21 protein-coding genes are annotated in these 23,803 nt (G+C 49.4%); 12 read left to right on the top strand and 9 right to left on the bottom strand.

Features of this window, described 5'->3' with window-relative positions; genetic code table 11:
* Positions 1-243 precede the first annotated feature (243 nt).
* The 4 genes from DESYODRAFT_RS08845 (at position 244) to DESYODRAFT_RS08860 (ending at position 5,829) form a co-directional block, all read left to right on the top strand.
* On the top strand, positions 244-1,230 hold the full coding sequence (locus DESYODRAFT_RS08845) for an AAA family ATPase (RefSeq protein ID WP_007782011.1): 987 nt from the start codon (positions 244-246) through the stop codon (positions 1,228-1,230).
* Positions 1,224-2,426 (top strand): DUF58 domain-containing protein, encoded by a 1,203-nt coding sequence (locus tag DESYODRAFT_RS26605; RefSeq protein ID WP_007782013.1) that lies wholly within the window; start codon positions 1,224-1,226, stop codon positions 2,424-2,426. Before DESYODRAFT_RS08845 ends, DESYODRAFT_RS26605 begins: the two co-directional genes overlap by 7 nt.
* A 29-nt stretch (positions 2,427-2,455) precedes the next feature.
* Positions 2,456-5,035 (top strand): transglutaminase-like domain-containing protein, encoded by a 2,580-nt coding sequence (locus DESYODRAFT_RS08855; protein ID WP_007782015.1) that lies wholly within the window; start codon positions 2,456-2,458, stop codon positions 5,033-5,035.
* 155 nt (positions 5,036-5,190) lie between these two features.
* Positions 5,191-5,829: a Vat family streptogramin A O-acetyltransferase gene (locus tag DESYODRAFT_RS08860; protein WP_007782017.1), complete on the top strand. Its 639-nt coding sequence runs from the start codon at positions 5,191-5,193 to the stop codon at positions 5,827-5,829.
* Positions 5,830-5,877: 48 nt separating this feature from the next.
* Here the strand turns inward: DESYODRAFT_RS08860 and DESYODRAFT_RS08865 are convergent, their stop codons facing one another.
* Positions 5,878-6,723 carry a sialate O-acetylesterase gene (locus DESYODRAFT_RS08865; RefSeq protein ID WP_007782018.1) on the bottom strand — a complete coding sequence of 282 codons (846 nt, stop codon included), beginning with the start codon at positions 6,721-6,723 and terminating at the stop codon, positions 5,878-5,880.
* A 203-nt stretch (positions 6,724-6,926) separates the two neighbouring features.
* Between DESYODRAFT_RS08865 and DESYODRAFT_RS08870 the strand changes: the two genes are divergently transcribed.
* Together DESYODRAFT_RS08870 and DESYODRAFT_RS08875 are read left to right on the top strand one after the other, a co-directional pair.
* Positions 6,927-7,325 (top strand): VOC family protein, encoded by a 399-nt coding sequence (locus DESYODRAFT_RS08870; RefSeq protein WP_007782020.1) that lies wholly within the window; start codon positions 6,927-6,929, stop codon positions 7,323-7,325.
* A 177-nt stretch (positions 7,326-7,502) separates the two neighbouring features.
* Positions 7,503-7,739, top strand: a complete 237-nt coding sequence (locus DESYODRAFT_RS08875; RefSeq protein ID WP_282433062.1) for a cell wall-binding repeat-containing protein — start codon at positions 7,503-7,505, stop codon at positions 7,737-7,739.
* Here DESYODRAFT_RS08875 and DESYODRAFT_RS08880 read toward each other — a convergent pair.
* From DESYODRAFT_RS08880 to DESYODRAFT_RS08905, 7 genes are all read right to left on the bottom strand, one after another.
* Positions 7,719-8,096, bottom strand: a complete 378-nt coding sequence (locus DESYODRAFT_RS08880) for a pyridoxamine 5'-phosphate oxidase family protein (protein ID WP_007782022.1) — start codon at positions 8,094-8,096, stop codon at positions 7,719-7,721. The two genes, DESYODRAFT_RS08875 and DESYODRAFT_RS08880, sit on opposite strands and share 21 nt — an antisense overlap.
* A gap of 503 nt (positions 8,097-8,599) precedes the next feature.
* Positions 8,600-9,238: a K(+)-transporting ATPase subunit C gene (locus DESYODRAFT_RS08885; protein WP_042338377.1), complete on the bottom strand. Its 639-nt coding sequence runs from the start codon at positions 9,236-9,238 to the stop codon at positions 8,600-8,602.
* 60 nt (positions 9,239-9,298) lie between these two features.
* Positions 9,299-11,353 (bottom strand): potassium-transporting ATPase subunit KdpB, encoded by a 2,055-nt coding sequence (gene kdpB / locus DESYODRAFT_RS08890; RefSeq protein WP_007782030.1) that lies wholly within the window; start codon positions 11,351-11,353, stop codon positions 9,299-9,301.
* A gap of 13 nt (positions 11,354-11,366) precedes the next feature.
* Positions 11,367-13,085 carry a potassium-transporting ATPase subunit KdpA gene (gene kdpA, locus DESYODRAFT_RS08895; RefSeq protein WP_007782032.1) on the bottom strand — a complete coding sequence of 573 codons (1,719 nt, stop codon included), beginning with the start codon at positions 13,083-13,085 and terminating at the stop codon, positions 11,367-11,369.
* Between the two features lie 20 nt (positions 13,086-13,105).
* Positions 13,106-13,183, bottom strand: coding sequence for a K(+)-transporting ATPase subunit F (kdpF, locus tag DESYODRAFT_RS29920; protein WP_083842242.1), 78 nt, complete (start codon positions 13,181-13,183; stop codon positions 13,106-13,108).
* 410 nt (positions 13,184-13,593) lie between these two features.
* Complete coding sequence (locus DESYODRAFT_RS08900) at positions 13,594-14,322, bottom strand: response regulator (protein WP_007782036.1); 729 nt, start codon at positions 14,320-14,322, stop codon at positions 13,594-13,596.
* On the bottom strand, positions 14,315-17,011 hold the full coding sequence (locus DESYODRAFT_RS08905) for a sensor histidine kinase (RefSeq protein ID WP_007782040.1): 2,697 nt from the start codon (positions 17,009-17,011) through the stop codon (positions 14,315-14,317). Before DESYODRAFT_RS08905 ends, DESYODRAFT_RS08900 begins: the two co-directional genes overlap by 8 nt.
* 304 nt (positions 17,012-17,315) lie before the next feature.
* On the opposite strand from DESYODRAFT_RS08905, the gene DESYODRAFT_RS08910 reads away from it, so the two are divergent.
* Entirely contained in the window at positions 17,316-17,834 is a 519-nt protein-coding gene (locus DESYODRAFT_RS08910; RefSeq protein ID WP_007782044.1) for a DUF3231 family protein, read from the top strand.
* A 320-nt stretch (positions 17,835-18,154) separates the two neighbouring features.
* Here the strand turns inward: DESYODRAFT_RS08910 and DESYODRAFT_RS08920 are convergent, their stop codons facing one another.
* Positions 18,155-19,126 carry a helix-turn-helix domain-containing protein gene (locus tag DESYODRAFT_RS08920; protein ID WP_042338381.1) on the bottom strand — a complete coding sequence of 324 codons (972 nt, stop codon included), beginning with the start codon at positions 19,124-19,126 and terminating at the stop codon, positions 18,155-18,157.
* Between the two features lie 226 nt (positions 19,127-19,352).
* On the opposite strand from DESYODRAFT_RS08920, the gene DESYODRAFT_RS08925 reads away from it, so the two are divergent.
* The 5 genes from DESYODRAFT_RS08925 (at position 19,353) to DESYODRAFT_RS27190 (ending at position 23,713) form a co-directional block, all read left to right on the top strand.
* On the top strand, positions 19,353-19,964 hold the full coding sequence (locus DESYODRAFT_RS08925; protein ID WP_007782049.1) for an MptD family putative ECF transporter S component: 612 nt from the start codon (positions 19,353-19,355) through the stop codon (positions 19,962-19,964).
* Positions 19,961-20,659, top strand: coding sequence for an energy-coupling factor transporter transmembrane component T (locus DESYODRAFT_RS08930; protein ID WP_007782052.1), 699 nt, complete (start codon positions 19,961-19,963; stop codon positions 20,657-20,659). Before DESYODRAFT_RS08925 ends, DESYODRAFT_RS08930 begins: the two co-directional genes overlap by 4 nt.
* An 11-nt stretch (positions 20,660-20,670) precedes the next feature.
* Positions 20,671-22,131: an ABC transporter ATP-binding protein gene (locus DESYODRAFT_RS08935; RefSeq protein ID WP_007782055.1), complete on the top strand. Its 1,461-nt coding sequence runs from the start codon at positions 20,671-20,673 to the stop codon at positions 22,129-22,131.
* Between the two features lie 215 nt (positions 22,132-22,346).
* Positions 22,347-22,466, top strand: a complete 120-nt coding sequence (locus DESYODRAFT_RS29925; protein ID WP_427854323.1) for a GxxExxY protein — start codon at positions 22,347-22,349, stop codon at positions 22,464-22,466.
* A 205-nt stretch (positions 22,467-22,671) separates the two neighbouring features.
* Positions 22,672-23,713 (top strand): IS630 family transposase gene (locus DESYODRAFT_RS27190; RefSeq protein WP_085938773.1). Its coding sequence is split into 2 segments (ribosomal slippage): positions 22,672-23,159 and positions 23,158-23,713, totalling 1,044 coding nucleotides; the frame shifts between segments, so codons are not numbered across the junction.
* The last annotated feature ends 90 nt before the right edge of the window (positions 23,714-23,803 follow it).

Raw genomic sequence — 23,803 nt, forward strand, 5'->3', positions numbered from 1 at the left:
ATAGGTATTTGATATATCATAAGTTTACCTATAGAAGTTTATAACAGCGAGTGATTACTCTTACGTTGCCGTTTTGAGGAGGAAGAATTAGGAAAATGGCAAACTAGAAAATCTTAAACAAAATGCATAAGAAATGCATTATAATAGGAAGTGAATTACTTACGGATTGTTTGCGTAACCATGTTCAAATCTTCACTAATCCAGAAGGCAATAAATGAATTGGACGGAAAGGCGGGTGGTTTTTTGTTGTATTCGCCGGATACAGGAAGCGTTTTTAGGCATCAAAAGGCACTGTCTATTATAAAAGAAATCGAAAAAGCCGTTATCGGCAAAGAGGAGATCATTGGCAAAGTGCTGATGGCCGTCTTAGCGCAAGGCCATATTTTACTGGAAGACACTCCCGGGGTAGGCAAAACTACCCTGGCTCTCGCTTTCTCTAAAACCATGGACCTGGACTATAAACGAATCCAGTTCACGCCGGAAATCATGCCCGCGGATGTTGTTGGTTTTTCCGTTTACAATAAGGTCAGCGGTCAACTGGAGTATCAGCCGGGAGCAGCCCTGTGCAACTTACTGCTGGTGGATGAAATCAACAGAGCCAGTGCCAAGACCCAGAGCGCTTTACTGGAAGTGATGGAAGAAGGCTGTATCACCTTGGATGGTGTCACCCGTGAACTTCCCGGTCCGTATACTGTCATCGCTACCCAGAACCCTGTGGGCTCAGCCGGCACCCAGCTTTTGCCCGAATCCCAAATGGACCGCTTTATGGTACGGCTTTCCCTGGGATACCCGGAGTTAGAGGATGAGGTGAAAATCTTAAAGAAAAAGCAGGGGCGCGAAGTATTGAAGCTTGTCAGGCAAGTAGTGGATGCCCAGGAAATTATCCAGATGCAGCAGCAGGCAGAAGCCGTACATCTTGACGAGGATATTTACCTTTATATCGTCCGTCTCGCTGCCGCCACGCGGGAGCATCCTCTGATCAGCCTTGGCGTGAGCCCCCGCGGCTCGATTGGGCTGGTGCGGATGAGCCGGTCCGCCGCCTGGCTTGCCGGAAGGGATTATGTTATCCCCTGGGATGTGCAGTTTGTGCTCTTCGATGTTTTTGAACATCGCCTGGTCCTTAATTCCCAGGCAAGAATCAGCAATACGACAGCTCACAGTCTGTTGACGGATGTCATCAAAGCAGTTTCCCCGCCGGGTATTGTCCGGGCGAGGTCCGGAAGATGGTGAAAAAACGAGTGGAATATGGCCTGCTGCTGCTGGCGGCAACAGTGTTTCATATCTTTCTGGTGGATTATCTTTCCTTCTTCGTTTTGGCTTTTTTTCTGGCTCTTCCGGCTGTTTCCCTGTTGATGACGGTTTTGTCCGTTCGCGGCCTAAGGGCGGAACTGGAAATAAAAAGCGCCTCCCTGCAGAAAAGCGTTGCCATACAGAAAAGGGAGGCTCTGGTCTTAAGCTTGAAAGTGAAAAATAACACATTTCTGGCTTGCCGGGTCAGGGTGAAATTGGCCATACGCAATGAACTGCTGCAGGAGGAACAAACAGAAATCCTTTTTATCACGGCAGGGCCTTCAGGGCAAACCGTGGAGCAGGTTCTTTCTTCCCGGTATTGCGGTAAACTGGACTGCCGGATTAGTGAGCTGCGGATCTATGACTATCTCGGATTAGTTTCCTTCCGTAAAAAAACAGCTCTGGGAGAAAGCCTGGTTGTGTTTGTCCTGCCCTCGGTTTATCCCCTTACCAGCCTGGCCGGGGGCTCAAAAATCCAGCAGGATACAGAAAGTGATGAGTTTTCCCCAAGTAAAGCGGGGGACGACCCCGGGGAAATCTTTGCTATCCGTGAGTACAGAAACGGGGATCCCTTGACCAGAATCCACTGGAAGCTTTCCGGCAGGCATGATCACTTGATGGTCAAGGATTTCGGCCTGCCAATGTCTGAAGCCGTACTCCTGCTGCTTGATCTGAATGGCCGCCCTAAGCAACTGGATGGTCTGCTGGATAGCCTCTATTCCTTGTCCTGTTTTCTTCTGGAACATCAGATCCTCCATGAAATAGAGGGGTATGACGGTCTGCAGGGCGGCTTCGCCCGTACCAGGATCGCCGGTCAGGATGACCTTAACACGGCATTGAGTGCCCTGCTCTCCCCAGACAGGCTCCAGCGGCAGCCGTTGTCCTTGACGAATTGCGGAAGTGGTTGCGGCTATGCCCGGTATTCCCAGGTTATCTACCTCTGCTCAGGGATTACCCAGGACTCCATGGCTTTGCTTGGGGAGCGGATGTCGGGAAGCCGGGTCCGCATTCTGCTGGTAGAGGAACCCGATAAGCTGGAGAAAATGGCTCCGTCCCTGGCTGCGGTCCCGGGGGTAAACTTGACGGTTATCGATCCGGAGCATATGGGAGAAAGCCTGAGCAGTCTTACCTTATAATGCTTTTCACTCAAAGGAGAATGTTTGCTATGAAACTTGCCGGTAAACAAGAAAAACAACAGCAAAAACCGAATAGCAGCCTGAACCTGGGCAATCCCCGCCTGATTGCGGCGGAAGTCTCCTTGACGAAGCGCTTCCTTTTTTATTTTTTCGTGCTGCTGCTGGGGATTTCCGCTGCATACGGCTGTTTTTATACGGCATTTCCCATACCTGTCTTCTGGTGGGTGGTTATTCCCTGCACAGTCCTGTTTTCCGCCGGCTTTACAGTCCTGTTTTTAAAGAAGCGGGGAGGCAGGCGGGGTATTTGGCTGCCAATTCTGTTTATTGCCTGCCTGGGCAGCCTGTTTTTTCTGAAAGACGGTTTGCCGGGTGCCTGGCGGAACCCTTTATGTCAAGGGCTTATCCGCACCGTTAATTATGTTATAGCTGCCTATGCCCAAAAGGCTAACTATAACTTTATCACCTGGCCTGCCGAGCCGGCCGGCCTAAGGGAAATCACTATTTCCTGTACGGTGTTTGCGGTGTTCGTCCTGTTGCTTACAACGTTTCTTATGGCCTGGCTGCTGATTCACAGGAAGAACAGTTTTTTCTGTTTCCTGCTCACAACTCCCTTTTTAGCGGTCTCCCTGGTATTCGCCATCATTCCTCATTATGCCGCAGTGACAGCGCTTTTGACATTTTGGGCATTTTTGCTGCTCAACGCATCCTCTCTGCGCAGTAAAAAGGGCTTTGTCAAAAGGGGCAATCTGTTTTATGAGGGTAGGAATTCGGCGGTACATCCGGCATCCCTCATCTTGCTGCCTATTTTAGCTGACTGTTTGATGCTGGTCGGCGTCTTGTTTCCGATGCAGAGCTTTCAGCGCTCCGAGGTTGTGGAGGATCTGCGCAGCGGCTTGCTCAGCAGGCCGAATATGACAACTCTGTTCCGCAGCGGAGGGGTTGCCGGAAATGTCAATCGGGTCAATTTGCAATTTGCCGGGGACATCGCTTATACAGGGCGAACGGTGTTGCAGGTACAATCTTCCCAAAAGGATACGGACTATTTAAAGGGCTTCGCAGGCAGTGTCTATACCGGCCAAAGCTGGGAAGCCCTGGGGGAGGAAGATTACCGGGAACTGAATGCGCTGTTAAATGAACAAAAAGTACAGAATTTCCCCTCCCTGTTTACCAATTTTCTCCGTTCCAATCTGGATCGGGACTTGTACGTATATGATTTGGTGGTCCGGAATGTGGGGGGCAATCCCCGCAGCATTTATACTCCATATGGTTTGATTTCCGGGCCGGATACCTTGCCGGGCCTTGATTTTGTCAATGACGGCTATTTAAGATCCGGTAATTACCTGTTCGGCACGCCGCAATACAGTATGCAAGCAATCAGCCTCCCGGCGGATTATCAAAATACAAGTTTTTATACCCGCGTAGTCGGGAATTTCTTGCGGTATGCCTGGATAGGGGGAGGAGGCTTAGGCGACCTGGGTTTAGACAGGAATTTCCAAAGGGATTTTGACAGCAGCAGCCGGCAACTGGATGAGTGGAGGATGCCGGAGCGGCTGGCGGGGCTCCTTTCCCCGGAGCAAGCTGCTTTTGCCCAAGCCGCCCAGGCCTACACTTCCTTTGTTTATGCACACTATACTCAGCTTCCCGAAGAACTGAGGGGCAAGCTGGACCAATATCGCAGGGAGCATGGTTTAGACACAGAACATTTTCCCTGGCCCCGCTCCCTGGCCAGGGCCATTATCGATCAGGTACACAGTGAAAATACCTATACCCTTTCGCCGGGCCTGCTGCCGGGAGGGCGCGATTTTGTCGAGTATTTCCTGTTGGAAAATCATCGGGGGTACTGCATGCATTTTGCCTCCGCTACAGTGGCGCTGCTCCGTTCCGCGGGGGTTCCGGCCCGTTATGCGGAGGGGTACACCCTATCTTCGCATGATTTGGCAGGTCCCGATGGCTGGGTGGATATTCCGGATTCCCGTGCCCACGCCTGGGCGGAAATCTATCTCAGCGGTGTGGGCTGGGTTCCGGTGGAGGCCACGCCGGGCGTTTATAACGGGGTAGTTGATCATCAAACCGGGGCGGTCGCCCCGGCTCAGGAAGCAGCCAATGTGCCTCAGGAGGAGTTTTCCGGTGAAGCCCCGGAGGAAGAAGTTTCCGGTGAATCTTCCGAACTGCAGATTCCCAATGAGATTGAGGGAGGGGAAAGAGGGCCGGGAGGACCTCAAAGTATGGTTATCAGCACCCAGTTGAGGGTAATCTTCTTTTTAGCGGTGATTGCTTTGCCCTTGCCGGCCTTGTTGATCAACAGAAAGCTGCGTGTTGCTTCACGGCGCAAGAGGTTTAGGCAAGAAGATCATAACCAAGGGGCGCTTGCTGTTTATGATTATATGTTGCAGCTCCTCCCGCACCCAAAATCCGATCTGAGCTTTAGCGCTGAGATCCCGGAAAATTTATATGAGTTAGTACTGAAAGCACGGTTTAGCCGGCAGATGCTTACAGAGCAGGAGCTGGATCAGCTCTTGGACTATGCCGGGGCGCTGGCGGATCAGGTCCGCCGAAAAGCGTCACTCTTTCGCCGGTTCGTCTTTGCGTATATTTATGTGCTGTTTTAGCTGTGAAGCTGACCGGACCGTCTAAACTTTGAGATCGGGAATTTGGATAACAAAATATTGACAAAAAAGTGATTTTACAAGAGGTCAAAGATTTTGCTATCATGGGTAAACTGATTTAGGGGTTTATAAGATTTTGAAAAAGGAGGAAGCATTCTATGGCGGGACCAGATAAGAAAAAACTTTATCCCAATGAAACGATCAAGACGGTTTGCTATATAAGTAATCTGCCTAAAAGGCCCAATGTCGAGATTGGAGACTATACTTATTATAGCGATAATAAAAAATCTCCGGAGAAATTTTATGATAATATCGAGCACCACTACGAATTCCTGGGGGATAAGCTGATAATAGGCAAGTTCTGTGCAATTGCCGAGGGTGTTAAGTTTATCATGAATGGAGCAAACCACAGAATGGATGGAATTACAACCTATCCCTTTAATATCTTTGGAAATGGGTGGGAAAAGGTCACTCCTACAAGAGAGGAGCTGCCTTTCAAGGGGGATACAGTGATTGGCAATGATGTTTGGATAGGCCAAAATGTTACGATCATGCCGGGTGTCAAAGTTGGTGATGGTGCGATTATTGCCGCTGACTCAACTGTGACAAAAAATATTGAGCCTTATACCATCTATGGCGGTAACCCAGCCCAATTTATTAAGAAACGATTCAGTGATGAAAAGGTTGAGTTCTTACTAAAGCTTAAGTGGTGGAACTGGGACGAAGAAAGGATATTTGATAATCTTGAAAAGCTGACATCAGAAGCTGGTTTGGATCAATTAATGAACAATAGTTAAACCAGCAGAAAAGCCAAGGGTATGGGGATGATAAATCTTGAAGCCTTGTTAGTCGCCGATTTGTGACATCTTCTGCTGATATTCTTTAAAAGAAATCTTTCCGCCAAAAAAGAGTACGTTTATCATCTGTGCTTTTTCGGTCTTGGTATGTGGTCTGTCGCTATCTATCTCAATAGCCTTGTTTTCATTTTTAACAGGCGCGAGGATATGACATTTTTGGTCATAGGCTTCATAGTAGCGCAGACCAAAAATCCTTTGGGATACAGCGTTTAAATGAATACCGTCCGGATTACAAGTCAGTCCCTCGGCTGTGACATAATAACAGTTGTTATGACTGTGGGCAAACCTTTTAAGCTCTTCGTTGACTTGAGTGTATTCATTAAAATACCCTCCCATTATGCCGTCGCCAAGATAATCACCAAGACCGCCAATGATCAGAGGAATTTCCGGAACATTAAGTACTTGGCGCAGTCTTTCAATAATTATAAAAAACTTATCCTGATAGTCACGGTACTTTCCTGAATGAGACTCAGCTTCTCCTTGGTGCCAAATAATTCCGTCCAATGTGCTAATGCGTTGAGCAAGTTTTGTCTGTGCTATTGCATTGGCAAAGAGTGCATCGTCCACTGACCAATCATCAAGACTGCTGCCTCCCTCGGCGCAGGGAATAAGACCTATTTCATTCTGCTTGTTTTTCTTACACCATGCGGCGGCAAAAGATGCCGCAAGACCAACCCCGGCAATTGAACGGTCATAATTTATGGGTTCCTCCATAAATTGAAAAAGTCCATTTCGGAGCATCTTTATGCGTTCATTATAAATAGGTGGAACATCATTTAAAAAACCCCGGCCAGCCATATTTGACTGTCCAATCATTAAAAAAGAATGAATCATGTGAAGTAAGCCCCTTTTTATACTGAATTCTTTTGGGTAATTCTGAACCTAACAACATTCATATTATATCAAATAATAAATGAAGATGTATTTATTTGATATAATTGTTATTGAACTGACGGTTAGGTTACTAAAAGAATGTATATTATAATACAAGTTGAATTATAAGTTAAAAAATAGATGCTAAAAGGAGTCGATTTATAATGGAAAAGGTCACACCATTTTTAATGTTTCAAGATGGCAAAGCAGAAGAAGCCATGAATTTTTACATATCTCTTATTAGTGATTCTCAAATTACAGGAATTGTTCGGTATGGTGCCAATGACAGTGGGGATGAAGGAACTGTAATGCAGGCTGCTTTCACCTTAAAAGGACAAGAATTTATGTGCATTGACAGTAATGTGAAGCATCAGTTTTCCTTTACACCATCGTTCTCCATCTATGTTACTTGTGATACTGAAGAAGAATTGGACAATCTTTATCAGAAACTCAACGAAGGCGGACAAGCGCTTATGCCTTTAGGGGATTATGGTTTCAGTAAAAAGTTCGGATGGTTAAATGACCGTTTTGGAGTTTCGTGGCAACTAAATCTACCTATATAATATAAAGAACTTAATGTTATCCTGTTGATATCATAACAAAAAGCATAAATTGTTAAGCTACAGGGGGCATTAATTCAATAAGACACACAAAAGGATATCCGAAAATTTATGCACAAATAAAAGAACTCACAGTTCCCATTCTGTGAGTTCATGTTTTGATGCCTTACCTCACTGGCTATCGCGGAATACTTCAATTTGGGAAGCCAGACCCTGTGTGTAGCCACCGGAAAGGATTTTCCGGACGCCTTGGCCGGCAGCGTTTATGTGGCGAAAACCAAGGCTCCGATCATTCTGACAGACAGTAGGCTCCCTGAGCAGACTGCGGATTACATCGAATCCAGAAAACCGGCTGAAACGGTCATCTTCGGCGGAGAGGCCGTTTTTCGGACAATACTAGAGAGTTTGCTCCGTTGATTCAATTGTTATTGTTAGTGCTGCTCTTGCCCATGGGAATTTCGCTCTAATTGTATCGAAATCCGAACCTTCTTTTATAAAACCTGCAGTGCCTTTAATCAAGAAGCCTGTCCCTTTATAGGTTTTACCCTCAACTTCTCTATTCGTTATTGTTAATTTAACGTTGTTGTTTCTTTCAATGTTCTTTTCCGTTTCGATCATCCCGCCTGCGGGGATAAGTAGTTTTCCTTCGCCAGTCACATGTACATAGCTGTTCCATGAATTTACTACATGGGGTTCATTTAAGCCCTGTGTAACAATTGCAAGGGCAGCATCGGGAGGGGTAGTGAGTACTTCCATAAGCTTTTCGTCGATCATTTGTTCTAACACTCCTTAATTTTTTGATGTAATTGCGGCTAAATGCAAAATAAAACAGGGTTATAACCACCTACTTTAACCTAAGGCAAGGACCGTGACCTGTCGCTGCCAAGCTGGGGCTTATTTAAATAAAATCGGTTCATCTGCCGTAAGTAAATACTGGTGAAATGAGAGATCAATCGGCGGAATATATGTACTAAATTGGTATAAATCCTGTTCAATACGTTGCATCACGTTCATTCCTTTGCTAAAAATGTTTAAACCTAAAAGATAGTTATTTCAAATAATACGACAAATATACTGTATTCGACCAACTTTGACATAAATCTTTATTACCTTTTAGTTATCCAGTATAATAGGTTGAAAACAGGCATTCGGCAAGCAGGCACTTTTTTGTGCAATACTTACCTTTTTGTAAGTATTGGATAGGGGAAAATAATTGACGGGTAGGGTCAATTATTTTCCCCCTATCTATTATGAAGGTATTATAACAACACCATGTTTTAATTAGTTGCTTGTTTAAGCAGTCCCAGTTCCTTGGCAATGTCCAGATTCACCATCAATACGTTGACAGTTTCTTCTCCGAAAATACTGAGAAGCTTACCTTGGGTATTCTCTCTGACGATGGCTTCCAGTGTTTCCTTCGCCAAACCCGTGGATTTAACCAGAGCCGGTATCTGTACTGCGGCCGATGCGGGGCTGATGTGAGGGTCAAGACCGGAGCCGGATGCCGTCAATAAGTCTGTAGGAATAGCTTCTTTCTTTACGGAGGGATTGGCCTTCAGGAACTCCGCGATATCGGTTTCCACCCGTTTAACAAGCTCCGGATTGGTCGGTGCGTAGTTCTTTGAACCGGAAGCGACTCTTGTATAATTGCCTCTCTCTTGATCCTCCCGGGTGTAGGTGTTGTAATTGACAGCGGAAGGACGGCTTTTCATAAAGCGGGCATCTGAGAAATCCTGCCCTACAAGCTCAGAACCGATGGTCTGGCCATCTATCTTGACCAGGCTGCCATTCGCCTGCTTGGGAAAGATGAGCTGGCTGATTCCCGTAAGCAGCAGGGGATAAGCCAGTCCGCAGATCAGAAGCAGTGCTATTGTCACCAAGAAGGGCCTCTTTATTCCTTTCAAAAATGAACTCATCATCAAAACCTCCTATTCTTAACCTAAAGCGCCGGCAGCGGGATCATAAGTTTAGCCCTATTATAGGGCCAAAGCCGCCAATAGCGGGGTAATGGCAAGATCGATCAGCTTGATGCCCAGGAAGGGCACGACTACGCCGCCCAGTCCGTAAATCAGCATGTTGCGGGACAGCATCTTCTCCGCCCGCATCGGCCTATACTTGACACCTTTCATGGCCAGGGGGATCAGGAGGGGTATAATGATGGCGTTGAAGATCAAAGCGGACAGAATCGCGCTGGAGGGAGTAGATAAGGCCATAATGTTCAGCATCCCCATTTGGGGGATGACCGCCATAAACATGGCCGGGATAATCGCAAAATATTTGGCGATATCATTGGCAATACTGAAGGTCGTCAGGGAACCCCGGGTGATCAAAAGCTGTTTCCCGATTTCCACCACATCCAGAATCTTGGTGGGGTCGGAATCCAGGTCCACCATGTTGGCCGCTTCCTTGGCGGCAGTGGTGCCGCTGTTCATGGCAATGCCCACATTGGCTTGGGCCAGGGCTGGGGCGTCGTTGGTGCCGTCCCCTGTCATGGCCACGACCTTGCCCTCGGCCTGCTCGGCCTTGATGGCCTTGATCTTATCTTCCGGCTTGCATTCCGCAATGAAGCTGTCCACGCCGGCTTCCTGGGCGATGGTGGCCGCAGTCAGCGGGTTATCCCCGGTACACATGATGGTTTTGATGCCTATGGCCCTGAGCCTGGCGAAGCGCTCCACCAACCCCTCCTTGATGGTGTCTTTCAAATAAATAACTCCTAAAATCCGGCTGCCGGCACAGACGACCAGGGGAGTACCGCCTAACCTGGCAACTTCATTGACCTCGGTTTCCAAATCTTTCGGGATGGAGCCGCCCAGATCCTGTACATAGGTTTGAATCGCATCGGAAGCGCCTTTGCGTATCCTGGTGCCGTCGGGAAGACTGACGCCGCTCATGCGTGTCTGGACGCTAAACTCCATGAACTCCATGCCGGGGATGGCTTCCTGATGGTTGCCGCTCAAACGTTCCCCCAGTTCAATGATGGATTTTCCTTCCGGGGTATCGTCTTGCAGTGAACTGATAAGGGAATAATATATAAGCTCCTGTTCATTTGAGTTACCTACAGGGATAAATTTCGCAGCCCTGCGGTTTCCGTAGGTGATGGTGCCGGTTTTGTCCAGAATCATGGTATCCACGTCGCCGCAGACTTCCACGGCCTTGCCGGACAGAGCAATGACGTTAAAACGTGTAACCCGGTCCATACCGGCGATGCCGATGGCCGACAGCAGACCGCCGATGGTTGTGGGAATCAGGCAAACGGTCAGGGCAATCAGCGTGGAAATTGGCAAACGAACACCGCTGTACACCGCCATAGGGTAAAGGCTGACAATCACAATCAGGAAGATAATGGTCAGGCTGACCAGGAGTGTATTCAGGGCGATCTCGTTGGGGGTTTTTTTACGGGAAGCGCCTTCCACCAGAGAAATCATTTTATCCAGGAAGGATTCCCCGGGATTGGAGGTAATGCGGATTTTCAGCCAGTCGCTGGTCACCGTTGTTCCGCCGGTAACCGAGGCGAAATCGCCGCCCCTTTCTTTTAATACGGGTGCAGATTCACCGGTAATGGCGGATTCATCCACCGAGGCAATTCCCTCCATGACCTCGCCGTCGTTGGGGATCAGTTCCCCGGCCTTAACCAGCACCACATCCTCTTTTTTTAAGTCACTGGCACTGATGACGGTTTCCTGGCCGCTGCCGCTCAGGATACGGGCCTGCATATCCTTTTGGGTCTTTTTCAGGCTTTTGGCCTGGGCTTTGCCCCGGCCTTCGGCTACCCCTTCGGCGAAGTTGGCAAAGAGCAGGGTAATCAGAAGAATGGCCGCTACAATCCCGTTGTACAAGCGCAGGTTGTTGCCCTGATCCCCAAACAGGTTCGGGAAGAAGCAGAGGAGGAGGGTCACGACAAACCCTATTTCTACCACGAACATGACAGGGTTTTTCATCATGTAGCGGGGATTCAATTTTTTAAATGCTCCGAGAAGGGAGGATTTGAAGATATCCTCGGTTATAAATTTTGTCTTCTTTGCTTTACTCATGAAAGTACCCTCCTTAAGGCCACAAGGTCAGATGCTCGGCAATGGGGCCCAGGACCAGGGCCGGGAAGAACGTCAGCGTGGCAATGATTAAAACCACCATGAGCAGCGCCAGGGTAAAGGTCCTTGTATCCGTTCTTAAGGTGCCGATGGATTCGCTGACCGGTTGTTTCGACATCAGCGAGCCGGCAATGGCCAGGGAGATGATAATGGACAGGTAGCGTCCGAGGAACATGACCAGCCCTGTAGTGATATTCCAGAAATAGGTGTTATCCGCCAACCCCTCAAACCCCGAGCCGTTGTTGGCAGCTGAAGAGGCGTATTCGTACACTACCTGGGTCAAGCCATGATAGCCGGGGTTGGTGATTCCCGCCAAGCCGGCCGGTACAGCAACAGCTAAGGCTGAAAAAGCCAAAATCAGCAGGGGATGGATGATGATGCCCAGGGCCGTCAGCTTCATTTCCCGGCCTTCAATTTTTTTGGCCAGATACTCCGGCGTGCGGCCTACCATCAGCCCGCAGATAAACACGGTCAGAATCACATAGAGAATCATGTTCAGCAGCCCGACGCCCTTGCCGCCGAATACCAGGTTGAGCATCATATTCATCAGCGGGACCGTGCCGCCCAGGGGTGTCAGGGTATCATGCATATTGTTAATGCTGCCGGTAGTAAAAGCGGTGGTTACGGTGGTAAATAAGGAGGATTGAGCAATGCCGAAGCGCATTTCCTTGCCTTCCAGGTTGCCCATACTCCGGCTTAATCCGGCCTGCTCCAACGTGGGGTTTCCGGCTCCCTCCGCTCCAAAGCAGACAGCAATGCCCACAACAAGAAAGATGAGCATCACGGCAAAAATGGGTTTGGCTTCACTGCCGAACAGAACCCTTTTTTGCCGGCCTTTTTCAGTTTCCTGTTTACGGCTGCGGACCATGAGGCCGAACATCACCACACAAGCTCCGGGCAGAATCATCATGGAGAGCATTTCGATTATATTGGTCAGTACATTCGGATTTTCAAAGGGCGTGCTTGAATTGGCCCCAAGGAAGCCGCCGCCATTGGTTCCTATGTGCTTGATGGATTCCAGGGCGGCAATCGGACCCATGGCGATATCCTGATAGTTGCCCTCAAGGGTCTGAAGGGTTAGGTTGGGGGACAGGTTCTGGACGACACCCTGTGACACAAGCACCAGTCCGACCAATAGGGAGAGGGGCAGGAGAACACGGGTCGTAATGCGGATAAGATCCCCATAGAAGTTGCCCATGGTTTTCCCTTTGCCGGCAAAGCCGCGGACAGCGGCTATGGCAACGGAGAATCCGCTGGCAGCAGAGGTGAACATCATAAAGATAATCACCGTCATCTGGCTCAGATAGGAAAGGCCGGACTCTCCGGAGTAGTGCTGAAGGTTTGTATTGGTCATAAAACTAATGATCGTGTTAAATGACAAGCTGGGTTCCATACCTCCGATAGCGTTGGGGTTGAAAAGGGGAAGAGACTGAATCCTCAGGATCAGGTAGCCAAGGAAGACCATGACGGCGTTGGTAGTGAGCATGGCTAGGGCATACTGCTTCCAATTCATTTCCTTTCGATCAATAGCGCAGACACGGTAAATCAGGTTGTCCAGCCGGTCGAAAACCGGATCGGCAAAGGTGCGCCCGCCAACCGCAATATGATATAGGTATTTCCCCATGGGGAGGATAAGGGCCATAAAGACTGCCAAAACTATAAGAATTTGCAGCATGTTTTTTCTCTGCCTTTCCCCTAAAATTTTTCGGGATGGACCAGGGCATAGACCAGGTACCCTCCCAAAGCGACAATTAAAATTCCAAGCAAGAGCATAAAACCATCCTCCTCTATGATTTTTCAACCTGACGCCCGCACCAATCGGCAAAGAGCTTGATGAACAGAAAGCAGACGGCCAGGGCAGCAATCATTAAGAAATCCATACCAAATTCCTCCTTATCCCTGATTTTGATTTAGTCTATCATTTCTGTCATAAATTTAGGCTTAGGGTTTCCGGCGGCGAATTAAGAGGATATTAAGATTAGCTTTCATACTAATTTGAGTTTGAATGATGGGATTATAAAGACATAGTTATTGAGCAATAATGATTTATCCAATAGAATATTAATAATAGTTTAAAAGCCAATTAGTATCAGAACCATACTCCGGCAGGAGATCAAAAAAAACTAACCCAGGCCTTTTATAGGACCTGGGTTAGTTGGTGATTAAAGCATATTTAATCCGGTTTATGGTTTAGGGTCGGGGAAATTGCCCTCGTCGCCCACCCGCAGCATCCTATAGCCGACGCCGATATGGGTTTGAATGTATTTGGGCTGGGAAGGTGTTTTTTCTATCTTTTTTCGCAGAGTCGCCATAAAAACACGCAGGGCGGGAATGTCGCTGGCGAAACCCCCCCATATTTCATGCAGGATAAAATTGTGGGTCAGCACTTTCCCGACATTTTTAGCCAGCAGGCAGAGGAGCTTATATTCGATGGGAGTCAGGTGGATTTCTTCTCCATCCAGCCATGTGCAGCCTGCCGCATAGTCGATCTTCAAATTTCCATTGGTAAAGACCGAGGCGTCTTTTTGCAGCTTTTCCCTGTCGTAACGGACCCTGCGCAGGCTGACCCGGAGCCGCGCCAGTAATTCCTCCACGCTGAAGGGCTTGGTCAGGTAGTCGTCTGCGCCGGCGTCCAGGGCATCAATTTTATCACGGTCCTCACTGCGCGCGCTGACCACGATGATCGGCATGTTGGACCAGGCCCGGACCTTTTTGATGATATCCACGCCGTCCATGTCCGGAAGTCCTAAATCCAGGATCATAATGTCCGGCTGTTTGGAAACGGCCTCCAGAATCGAACCTTCGCCCGTCCCGGCCGTATGATATTGGTAGCCTTGGGTTTCCAGGGTTGTGGTGATCAGCTTGCGGATTGCCTTATCGTCCTCGACCACCAGGATTAAGGGTTTATTCATGAACAGTCACCTCCTCTGCCTGCAAGGTAAAGCAAAATACCGTACCATGGGGGAGATTATCTTTGACGTAGATTTTACCGCCATGGGCATCAATAATGGCTCTGCACAGGTAAAGACCCAGGCCGAGGCCGCGCCGCCCATCCCCGCGCAGGTTATTGGCAGTATAGAACATATCGAAGAGCTTGGTCTTTACTTCTTCTGATATTCCGGGGCCGTCGTCGGCAATTTCGACCAGCACCCTTTGGTTTTCGCCTTTTGCTGAAACAGTGATATGAGATCCCAGCGGCGTATATTTGATGGCATTGTCTACAATGTTGATCAGAACCTGAATAATCAGCCGGGAATCCATTTTGGCCATGAGCAGCTCGTCAGCCAATCGGGTTTCAATGTTATGCTCCACGCTGTTCCGGTTAATATGCAGCAAGGCCTCGGCGATGATTTCTTCCAGAAGCTCGGGCTGCATATTCAAATGTAAGGTGCCATTGTCGAGGCGGGTAATGGCAAGCAGGTTTTCCACCAGATTGATCAGCCACATGGCATCGTCATAGATATTGGTATAAAGGGCTTTTTTCTGGGTTTCATTCAGCACTTGGGAATTGGCCATGAGAACACCCGCGTTGCCGGAAATACTGGTGAGAGGGGTGCGCAAATCATGGGAAATTCCCCGGAGCAGGTTGGCGCGAAGCTGCTCTTGCTGGATCTGTATGGAAATCTGTTTCTGGGTTTCGTTCAGCCGCTCTTTTTCCAGCGCCAAGGCGCACTCTCCCAGCATGGCAATGGTCAGGCTCTTCTCAAAAGTCTCCAAAGGAGCTTCCTCAGCCATGACGATTCCCGCCACAGCAAGAACCGCGCTGCTCCCGCGTACCGCCAGGTAAAGGCATTTAGCGGCGGAAAGGGTGTTTGTCGTCTGACCCGCGTGTTTATTGTTCTTATAGACCCACTCGGCTACCGCCCGTTCATCCGCGCCAAGATAAGCCTGGGGATCAGCCGGCGAATCTTTTTTGGGTAAAACCAAAGGTTCTGAGAGGGTATTCTGCTGGGCGGAATAGAAAATTACGGTCCTGTCCAGGAGTTTAGCCAGTTGTTGCGCTGTTTCATTCAGGATATCCCCTTGATCTTTGGCCTGCTGCAGCTTGCGGCTTGTTTCCAGGAGTACCTCCGTGCGGTAGGCCTTTTGTGCTGATTGGCGGGCCTGTTCCTTGACCCGCTTGGTTAGCGTGCTGGTGATTAAGGAAGCTGCCAGCATGACGACAAAGGTCACCGGGTAGCCCGGATCCGTTGCCAGGAAAGAAAAACGGGGCTCTGTAAAGAAATAGTTGAATATAAACACGCTTAATAGGGATGATACGGCACTGTATATCCGGCCTTGGGTAACTACGGCGTTCAGTTGAACGCCCAGAATGTAGACGGTTATAATAGTTGCTATGCTGAAATGCCAATAAGTAAACAGAAATCCTATTAAGGTGCAGATTGATAAGAGGGCTATTGATTTAACAGTGTCGCCCAAGGTGGGATTGGCCGGTCTTTTAAACTTAAAATATAGATGGGCGGAAGGCTGCAGATCGGGAATGATATAAATATCAATGGCTGGAGCCAAAGCGGTAAGTCTGTCGACAAAATTGGATTTTATCAACCATCGTCTCAGGCGGCTGGAGCGCCCCAGCACTATTTTGGAAACACGGCTGGCCTTGGCATATTCTGCGATCTGCCCGGGAATATCGTCTCCGTAGACCGTGGCGATTTGGGCGCCCAGCTGTTCGGCCAGCCTAAGATTTTCTCTCAAGGCTAACCTGTTTTTAGTTTCCAGTTCCTGAGTTTCCGGCGTTTCCACAAACAAGGCCGTAAAGGCACCGTGAAAAGCATCCGCCATTCTCGCCGCCGTACGGATGACCTTGGTATTGGAAGGTGCCGAAGAGAGGCAGACTAAAATATGCTCGTGGGTAAAAGGACGGTTGTGCTTTGACGGTTCACTGTTTTGAACCGCAACCCGGTTGACCTTATCGGCGGTGCGGCGCAGGGCGATTTCACGCAGGGCAATCAGTTTTTCCTTGGTGAAAAAATTAGAAAGGGCACGCTGCGCTTGTTCTTCACCATAGACTTTCCCTTGCTGCAGGCGTTCAATCAGATCCTCCGGCTCAATATCCACAAGCTTGATTTGACCGGCGCTGTCGAAGACGCTGTCCGGGATGCGTTCGCGCACGCTAATGCCGGTAATGGAGGCCACAACGTCATTCAGGCTTTCGATATGCTGAACGTTGATGGTGGTATAAACATCAATGCCTGCTCCCAGCAGCTCTTCAACATCCTGATATCTTTTTTTGTGACGGCAGCCTTGGGCATTGGTATGCGCCAGTTCATCCACCAGAATAAGCTCCGGTCTTCTCCGGATGGCGAGGTCCAGGTCAAATTCCTTCAGGACAACACCTTTATAGGGCATTTCCAGGGGCGGCAGGGTTTCAAGCCCTTCTAAAAGAGCCGTCGTTTCAGGCCGGGCATGGGGCTCAATGTAACCGGCAACCACATCGACGCCGTTTTTTTTGGCCTCATGGGCGTCATTCAGCATGGCGCAGGTTTTGCCGACCCCTGCCGCATAGCCAAAGTAGATTCTCAGCCGGCCGCGTTTTTTGGCCGCGGGTCTGGTGGAAAGCTGCTCAAGCAGGGAACCGGCATCTGTTTGCTTGATTGCCATGCCAATACGCCCCTTTCTTTAGAGGATTTCTTTTACAGAGTATAACATAAGCAAAATCAGCATAGCGTTATAACTTTGGCTGCAGCATTAAGATTGTATTAAGATGCATTATAGGAATAAAGTGGGGGTAACCATCTAAGGCTTATTATGTATTGCTGAAACGGTTGGCATTCATATTGGCGTTCCGGTTATGTTAAGGCAATTTTATGAACTTCCTTCCGCTTCGCTAAATTGGCAAGGGTATCCTTAACTTCATTACATATATTCACTAAAAGCAAGGCAGAATAGGTCTTGAGGTGGATTTATGAAAATTATGCGGTTGGCTGAGAAAATTGGCTATCTAGGAAAAACCTCTGAGGCGAAGAGGAGGATGATTTCCCTGGGAGAGGGTTATTCCCTCTGGCATGCTATGGTGCTCCGTTATGATTCTCTGATCGAGACAAAAACTCTTTTGGAGTTTGTTAAAGATACGGATCTGAAGATGATCATCCGCAAAGGCATCAAAGTCATGGAGGAACAGAAGGAAACCCTTGAACAACTGGCGAAGGAATTTTCCGTTCCCATGCCCCAGCGTCCCCCCGAAGAGCCTAATTCGGTGATTGACTTAAACACCATGTCTGATCGTTTCGTGTTCCGGAAGATCTATGAAGGAATGAGCAACACCATGTTTAAGCATATTACCAATTATCAGAGGGCCCACGGTTCATATTTAAGAGAAATCTTCAGGACATTCCTGGATGAAGAGCTGGATATGTATGACAAATACTATGAATATGGCAAATTAAAATCATACTTGCATGAGCCTCCCACATTCAGACCGTGATGTTCTCCGAAACTTGGTGTAAGCCAAGTTTTTTCTTTTTAACCCGTGGATAAAAGGCCCGGCCTGTTTGTCCGAGAATCGTACGCGCGTAAGATTCTCGGACAAACAGGGTAAGAGCTGATAGGATTCCCGCTTTGATCAATGCTGGATGGTTGCTTTCTCTCTTGTAAATACGATGCGCCGGCTTATGCCGGCGCTGGTTTTTTTTGCCTGGATAGAATTCTTTGCCGGCTTTCTTGACTGACCTTAGGGTTTTGACCAATCCTAGCGGTTTTGCTCAATCCTAGGGGTTTGACCCAATCCTAGGGTTTCGACCAATCCTAGCCGCGTCCGGCAAGACTGATTTTCCGATAGTCGTTGGGTACCAGGCCGGTGCTCTTCCGAAACAGCTGGGCAAAACGGCTGGCACTCTGATAGCCCACAGTTTGGGCTACCTGGCCGATACTCAGATCCGTGGAGGAAAGCAGATATTCAGCCTGGCTCAGGCGGCGCTGGCGGATATACTCGGTAATGGTGCAGTCATGGTACTGGCGGAAGGATGTTTTCAGTTTGGTAGCTCCCATGCAGGCAATCCTGGCCAGGCGCTCCTGGGGCAGGTCGAAGGCGTAATGATCGTTGATATAGGCGGTCAGGTTTTCGATCTGCCTTTTGTCAGTCTCGGAGAGCTGCTTTTCCCTGCGATCATGCTTCTTGTGGCGCTCCACTACCAGAGAGACCGCTTCGGCCACTTTGCTCTCGTAAAAGAGTTTGGCGGCGATGCCATCGCCCCGGTAGTTTTTCACTTGCATTAAAAGGCGCACCATCTCGGGAAAGCTCTCCGTCTGGTCCAGGCTGCGAAAAGCGTCCCGGGGATTGACATATTCCCCGGGATACTGCTGCTCCAGGTAATCCTGATAATAGGCGGGCATGATCTCGATGCCCGTGGAGCGGATGGGGATTTTTCTGTGAATGAGCATTTTGCAAGGGTCGGGGCCGCCGGTAAAGGTCTTGGTGCAGCCGGCATTGAGCCGCCGGTAAGGACTGAGCTCCTCCCCGGAAACGGACTCATAATAGGTTATGCTCAGGCACTCGGGCAGCCGGAACTCAAAAAAGGTATCTTCATGGAAGTAAAAGTCGTGGATCTTGAGATTGAATAAATCCTTTTGCCCGTAGGTCCAGTAATAGCCGGCCCCCCGGCCGCCTGTCATTTTCCAGCACAGCCCCATGGAACCGAAGCGGCCGTCCTCCGGCTGGGGGACAAAACCGTTTTCCGAGAGCATGGGCCCATAGACTTCCTCTATGACATCAGTCATTAAATCACCTTCCGCCGTGAGGGACAGAGTTCGCTGCCCGGTACTTTTTGCCACGATGGGACGCAGTTCTATCGCAAAGAGACGAAGCTCATTGAGAACTATTGTCATTTATCCGAGGGTATAGTAGGTTAAAACTGTTAGATCGATCTAACTAAAGTTTTAACACATACCCTGTCGGCCGTCAATGGGCCGGGGGATGTGATGATCTTGATGAGGAGGAATTTTGATGAACAGTCAACCTTATGTCAACTCCCCGGGGCTTACGGTCAAGGATTTGGTCACCACCGGGATTTTCTCCGCCCTGCTGTGGATCACCATGCTGCTAGGCGGGCTGCCCTTCGCCCCCAACCCCCTCACTACCTTTTATATGCCCTTGGGGTCCGCTCTTCTAGGCGGCCCGGTTTTTATGCTTTTGGCGGCTAAGGTTCCCAAGCGCGGGCCGATATCTATTGCCGGGATTCTCATCGGCAGCGTTTGGTTTATCACGGGAATGCACTGGGCCATGGACCTGGGCTATGTGCTCTGCGGTATTGAGGCAGATCTCATCGCCGGCATCCGCAAATACCGCAGCCTTAAGCTGAACATCCTGGCTTTTGCCTGCCTGAGCCTGGGGCCCACCGGCACTTACATCACCTATTTCGCCGACCCGGCCTCCTGGGGCAGCTATATGCTGGAGGGGGGTACGTCGGCGGGTTATATCGAGGCTATGAATGGGGCGGCCCGGGACTGGATGCTGGCCGTTATTATTTTGGGAACTCTGGCTGTGGCCCTCTTCAGCGGCTGGGTGGGGAGCAGACTGCTGCGCAAACAGTTTGAAAAAGCGGGCATCACCGCATGAGGGGGAAGAGGGGGCTTTGCTTCGATCCCCGGGCCAAAGGACTGCTGCTCCTCCTCTGTGTTCTTGCTTCGTCTATGGCCCCCAGCCTGACCTATGAACTGGGGCTGGTACTGCTGATTGCCCTCTTTGGCCTGGTTTCCGGCAAGGGGCGATATGCCCTGGGCGGGCTGATGGTCTACACTGTTTTTTATCTGCTTACCACTGTCGCCCTGGGGGGCACGGCGGCACCCCTGCAAGTGACCTTGATCGCTTTTTTAGGTTTGGTGCACAAAGTCTATCCTTGCGGCTTCCTAGCGGGGATCGTGATTTCGACCACCAGGGTCAGCGAATTCCTCTTTGCCATGCAAACAATCCGGGTACCCAAGTCCCTGGTTATCCCCATGGCGGTGATGCTCCGCTATCTGCCCGCCGTCCGGGAAGACTGGCGCTTTATTAAGGATGCCATGGCCCTGCGGGATGTTTCCCCTTCCTTGCAAGGGCTGGTCAGCCGGCCGGGGATGACGGTGGAGTGCTTATATGTACCCCTGATGATGTCGGCCGCCAAGACGGCGGACGAATTATCCGTGGCCGCAGTGACCCGGGGGATAGAAAACCCTGCCCCCCGCACCTGCCTTACCCCCGTCAGGTTTGGACTCAGGGACGGACTGGCGGTAGTTTGCCTGGCCGCCTATTTTCTGGCGGGAAGATATTGGTGAGGAGAATGGCAATGATTGAATTAGAAAATGTCTCCTTCAGCTATGGGGGGCAGGCCGGCGGAAGCCTCCGGGGTCTGAACCTCACTATTGAGGAGGGGGAATGCGTCCTCCTCTGCGGCCCCAGCGGCTGCGGAAAAACCACGGTCACCCGCCTGATCAACGGCCTGATTCCTCATTTTTTTCCCGGGGAATTGAGGGGCCGGGTGAGGGTGCAGGGGATGGATATCCCTCACACGGCCATGTACCGGATTGCCCGGCAGGTGGGTTCGGTGTTTCAGAATCCCCGCAGCCAATTTTTTAATGTGGACACGGACAGCGAGATAGCCTTTGCTCTGGAAAACAGGGCTTTGCCCCCGGCTGAACTGCGCCGCCGGGTCGGGGATACAGCTTCCCAACTCCGCCTGGAGAAGCTTTTGGGCAGGAATATTTTTGAGCTTTCCGGAGGGGAAAAACAGAAAATTGCCTTTGCCTCAGTTTATGCTATGAACCCTGGGGTTTACCTCCTGGATGAACCCTCCTCCAATTTGGATATGAACTCCATGGCCGAACTGAAAGAATACCTGAGGCTGGTCAAGGCTCAGGGCAGGACAGTGGTTATTGCCGAGCACCGGCTCTACTACCTCATGGACCTGGCCGACCGGATTGTCTATCTGGACCGGGGGCAGGTGAGGGGGATTTACACACCGGCGGAGCTGGCTGCTCTGCCGGAGGAAACCCGGGGGGCAATGGGCCTGCGGGCCGCCTGCCTGAATGGGGTCTGGCCCGGGCGGCAGCCGCCGGCCCCCGCGCCTCCCGTGCTGGAGCTGGAGGAGGTGAGCTTGGACTACAAAAAGCGGCCGGTTCTGGAAAAAATCAGCTTACAAGTCGCCCGGGGGGAGATCACCGGCCTGGCGGGGCCCAACGGAGCGGGCAAAACTACTTTGGCCCGGGCCCTCTGCGGCCTGCACCCCAGCCGGGGCGGCAGGTTCCTCTGGCAGGGCAGGGCCATGGAACCCAAGGCCAGGCGGAAAAACTCCTTTCTGGTCATGCAGGATGTCAATTACCAGCTTTTTGCCGAGAGCGCGGAGAAGGAATGTGTTTTTGGGCTCAGGCACCCGGACTTGGGGCTGGCAGAGCAAACCTTGGCTGAGCTGGGCCTGGAGGCGGTTAAAGAGAGGCATCCCAATACTTTATCCGGCGGGCAGAAGCAGCGCCTGGCAGTTGCCGTGAGCATGGTCTGCGGCAAAGAGGTGCTGGTCTTTGACGAACCCACCAGCGGTCTGGATTACGACAGCATGGTACAGGTAGGCGGGCTGATGGAAAGGCTGGCCCGGCTGGGCAAGGTCATCTTTGTGGTGACCCATGACTACGAATTCATTTGCCGCACTTGCACACGAGTCCTCCGTCTGGACGAAGGGAAAATGCCGGACGACCTGGCGGTGAGGCCTGAAAATACGGCGGAACTCAGAAGACTTTTGGGAATAAGCGAATAATAGGATAGGTGAGTAAGTGGCCTAACTTATACCCTAAAATCCCGCATTTTTTTATACCTACAAGGAGAAACACTGTAAATATGCTTTGGGGAATTCTGAATGGGGAACCACAGATTACACAGATTACACAGATAACGAACGATTAGATAGAAACACACAGACGAAGGATAAAGGGGATGGAGAATGTGGAACGGGATTCACAGACCTAGGCCATTATTGGTGCAGCAATGGAGGTACACCGGACACTTGGCCCAGGGTTTCTCGAAGCGGTTTATCAGGCGGCATTAGCAATTGAGTTGGCTGAAAAAGGGATTCCGTTTCTTATTCTGTGTTAATCTGTGTAATCTGTGGTTGATTAACTGAGTACCTGAATAGTCATAAAAATAATGATTCGTAATTCAATTTGTAGGAATGATTTTTACCTACAAAAACACCAAAATGCCTGTAAAATCAGGGTTTATTAATGTATATAAGTTGAATTAAAGATTTTTAATAAATTAGTCGATAATCTGTTGACACTTTTTATAAAGGATGAGACAGATGGTGAGAGTATCACAGGAAGAATTAAATGCAGTCAAATTGGCTATGGATGCAGAAAAGAAAGTAAGAGTTTTTAAACGTTATCAAGCTTTATACCTATTCCTTTCAGGCAGGACTTGCAGAGAAGCCGCTGAAATCGTAGGAATCACAAAGGAAACGGTATCGAATCTCCACAAGACCTATAAATCGGAAGGGCTTCAAGGGCTCCAAGATAAGCCCATACCAGGAAGGCCATCAAGACTAACGGCCGATCAGCTGGTTTCCTTAAAAGAAGTCATTCTCAATAAAGTGCCTGTTGAAGTCGGTTTCACGGCAGAATTTAACTGGACAGCAGGCCTCATTGCCCAGTACATTCAACGGGAATATGGTTATCATTATTCTATCCGTGGAATTACAGGGATGTTAGGCCGCCTAGGGCTTTCCTATACCCGACCGACTTACGTACTGGCTAAAGCGGATAAGGAAAAGCAAGCGCAATTTCTGCAGGAGTTTGAAATGGTTAAAAAAACTGCTGGAGGATGAAATCCAACGCATTCTCTTTGTTGATGAATCCATGATTCGTGACTACCAGGCAATTCATCAAACTTGGTTTGAGCGTGGCAAGCAACGAATCATCAAGACCTACGGCAACCATCGTGGTGTCAAACTGGTCGGTTATCTGAACTATGAAACCGGCGAAGTCTACTGCGAAGAGCATGAACGCTATGACGCAGAAGTGTTTCTCAAGTTTCTGAACAACGTATTGTCAAGGAATACGAAGGGTAAAACGGTGATCATTCTGGATAACGCACGAATTCACCATGCAAAGCTTCTTCACCCCTTATTAGAAGCTAATAAAGCACGTTTGCAGTTGATGTATTTGCCGCCCTACAGTCCCGATCTCAACTTAATTGAAGGGCTATGGAAGTGGCTAAAGGAACGAGTCGTTTACAATGTTTTTTACAAAACGGTTCCTGAAATCAGAAAAAATGTCAAAGCGTTTCTTAAGTTCATAAGCACGAAACCAGAAGCCGTTATTCAAAGGCTATGCTGCAAGTTATAATGAAGGATTAATTCAACTTATATAGGTATAATTTTTCACGGGAATCAAGGGTATAAGTGAATAAGCAAATAAGTGAATAAACGCATAAGA

Source organism: Desulfosporosinus youngiae DSM 17734 (genome assembly GCF_000244895.1).
GTDB classification, from domain to species: Bacteria; Bacillota; Desulfitobacteriia; order Desulfitobacteriales; family Desulfitobacteriaceae; genus Desulfosporosinus; species Desulfosporosinus youngiae.

Coding starts and splice junctions, on each gene's coding strand:
- DESYODRAFT_RS08870 (WP_007782020.1), top strand. CDS start 6,927: ATGGAAAAGGTCACACCATTTTTAATGTTTCAAGATGGCAAAGCAGAA.
- DESYODRAFT_RS08900 (WP_007782036.1), bottom strand. CDS start 14,322: ATGAATAAACCCTTAATCCTGGTGGTCGAGGACGATAAGGCAATCCGC.
- DESYODRAFT_RS26605 (WP_007782013.1), top strand. CDS start 1,224: ATGGTGAAAAAACGAGTGGAATATGGCCTGCTGCTGCTGGCGGCAACA.
- DESYODRAFT_RS08930 (WP_007782052.1), top strand. CDS start 19,961: ATGAGGGGGAAGAGGGGGCTTTGCTTCGATCCCCGGGCCAAAGGACTG.
- DESYODRAFT_RS08905 (WP_007782040.1), bottom strand. CDS start 17,011: ATGGCAATCAAGCAAACAGATGCCGGTTCCCTGCTTGAGCAGCTTTCC.
- DESYODRAFT_RS08910 (WP_007782044.1), top strand. CDS start 17,316: ATGAAAATTATGCGGTTGGCTGAGAAAATTGGCTATCTAGGAAAAACC.
- DESYODRAFT_RS08865 (WP_007782018.1), bottom strand. CDS start 6,723: ATGATTCATTCTTTTTTAATGATTGGACAGTCAAATATGGCTGGCCGG.
- DESYODRAFT_RS08920 (WP_042338381.1), bottom strand. CDS start 19,126: ATGACTGATGTCATAGAGGAAGTCTATGGGCCCATGCTCTCGGAAAAC.
- DESYODRAFT_RS08925 (WP_007782049.1), top strand. CDS start 19,353: ATGAACAGTCAACCTTATGTCAACTCCCCGGGGCTTACGGTCAAGGAT.
- kdpA (WP_007782032.1), bottom strand. CDS start 13,085: ATGCTGCAAATTCTTATAGTTTTGGCAGTCTTTATGGCCCTTATCCTC.
- kdpB (WP_007782030.1), bottom strand. CDS start 11,353: ATGAGTAAAGCAAAGAAGACAAAATTTATAACCGAGGATATCTTCAAA.
- DESYODRAFT_RS08855 (WP_007782015.1), top strand. CDS start 2,456: ATGAAACTTGCCGGTAAACAAGAAAAACAACAGCAAAAACCGAATAGC.
- kdpF (WP_083842242.1), bottom strand. CDS start 13,183: ATGCTCTTGCTTGGAATTTTAATTGTCGCTTTGGGAGGGTACCTGGTC.
- DESYODRAFT_RS08885 (WP_042338377.1), bottom strand. CDS start 9,238: ATGAGTTCATTTTTGAAAGGAATAAAGAGGCCCTTCTTGGTGACAATA.
- DESYODRAFT_RS08860 (WP_007782017.1), top strand. CDS start 5,191: ATGGCGGGACCAGATAAGAAAAAACTTTATCCCAATGAAACGATCAAG.
- DESYODRAFT_RS08935 (WP_007782055.1), top strand. CDS start 20,671: ATGATTGAATTAGAAAATGTCTCCTTCAGCTATGGGGGGCAGGCCGGC.
- DESYODRAFT_RS08880 (WP_007782022.1), bottom strand. CDS start 8,096: ATGATCGACGAAAAGCTTATGGAAGTACTCACTACCCCTCCCGATGCT.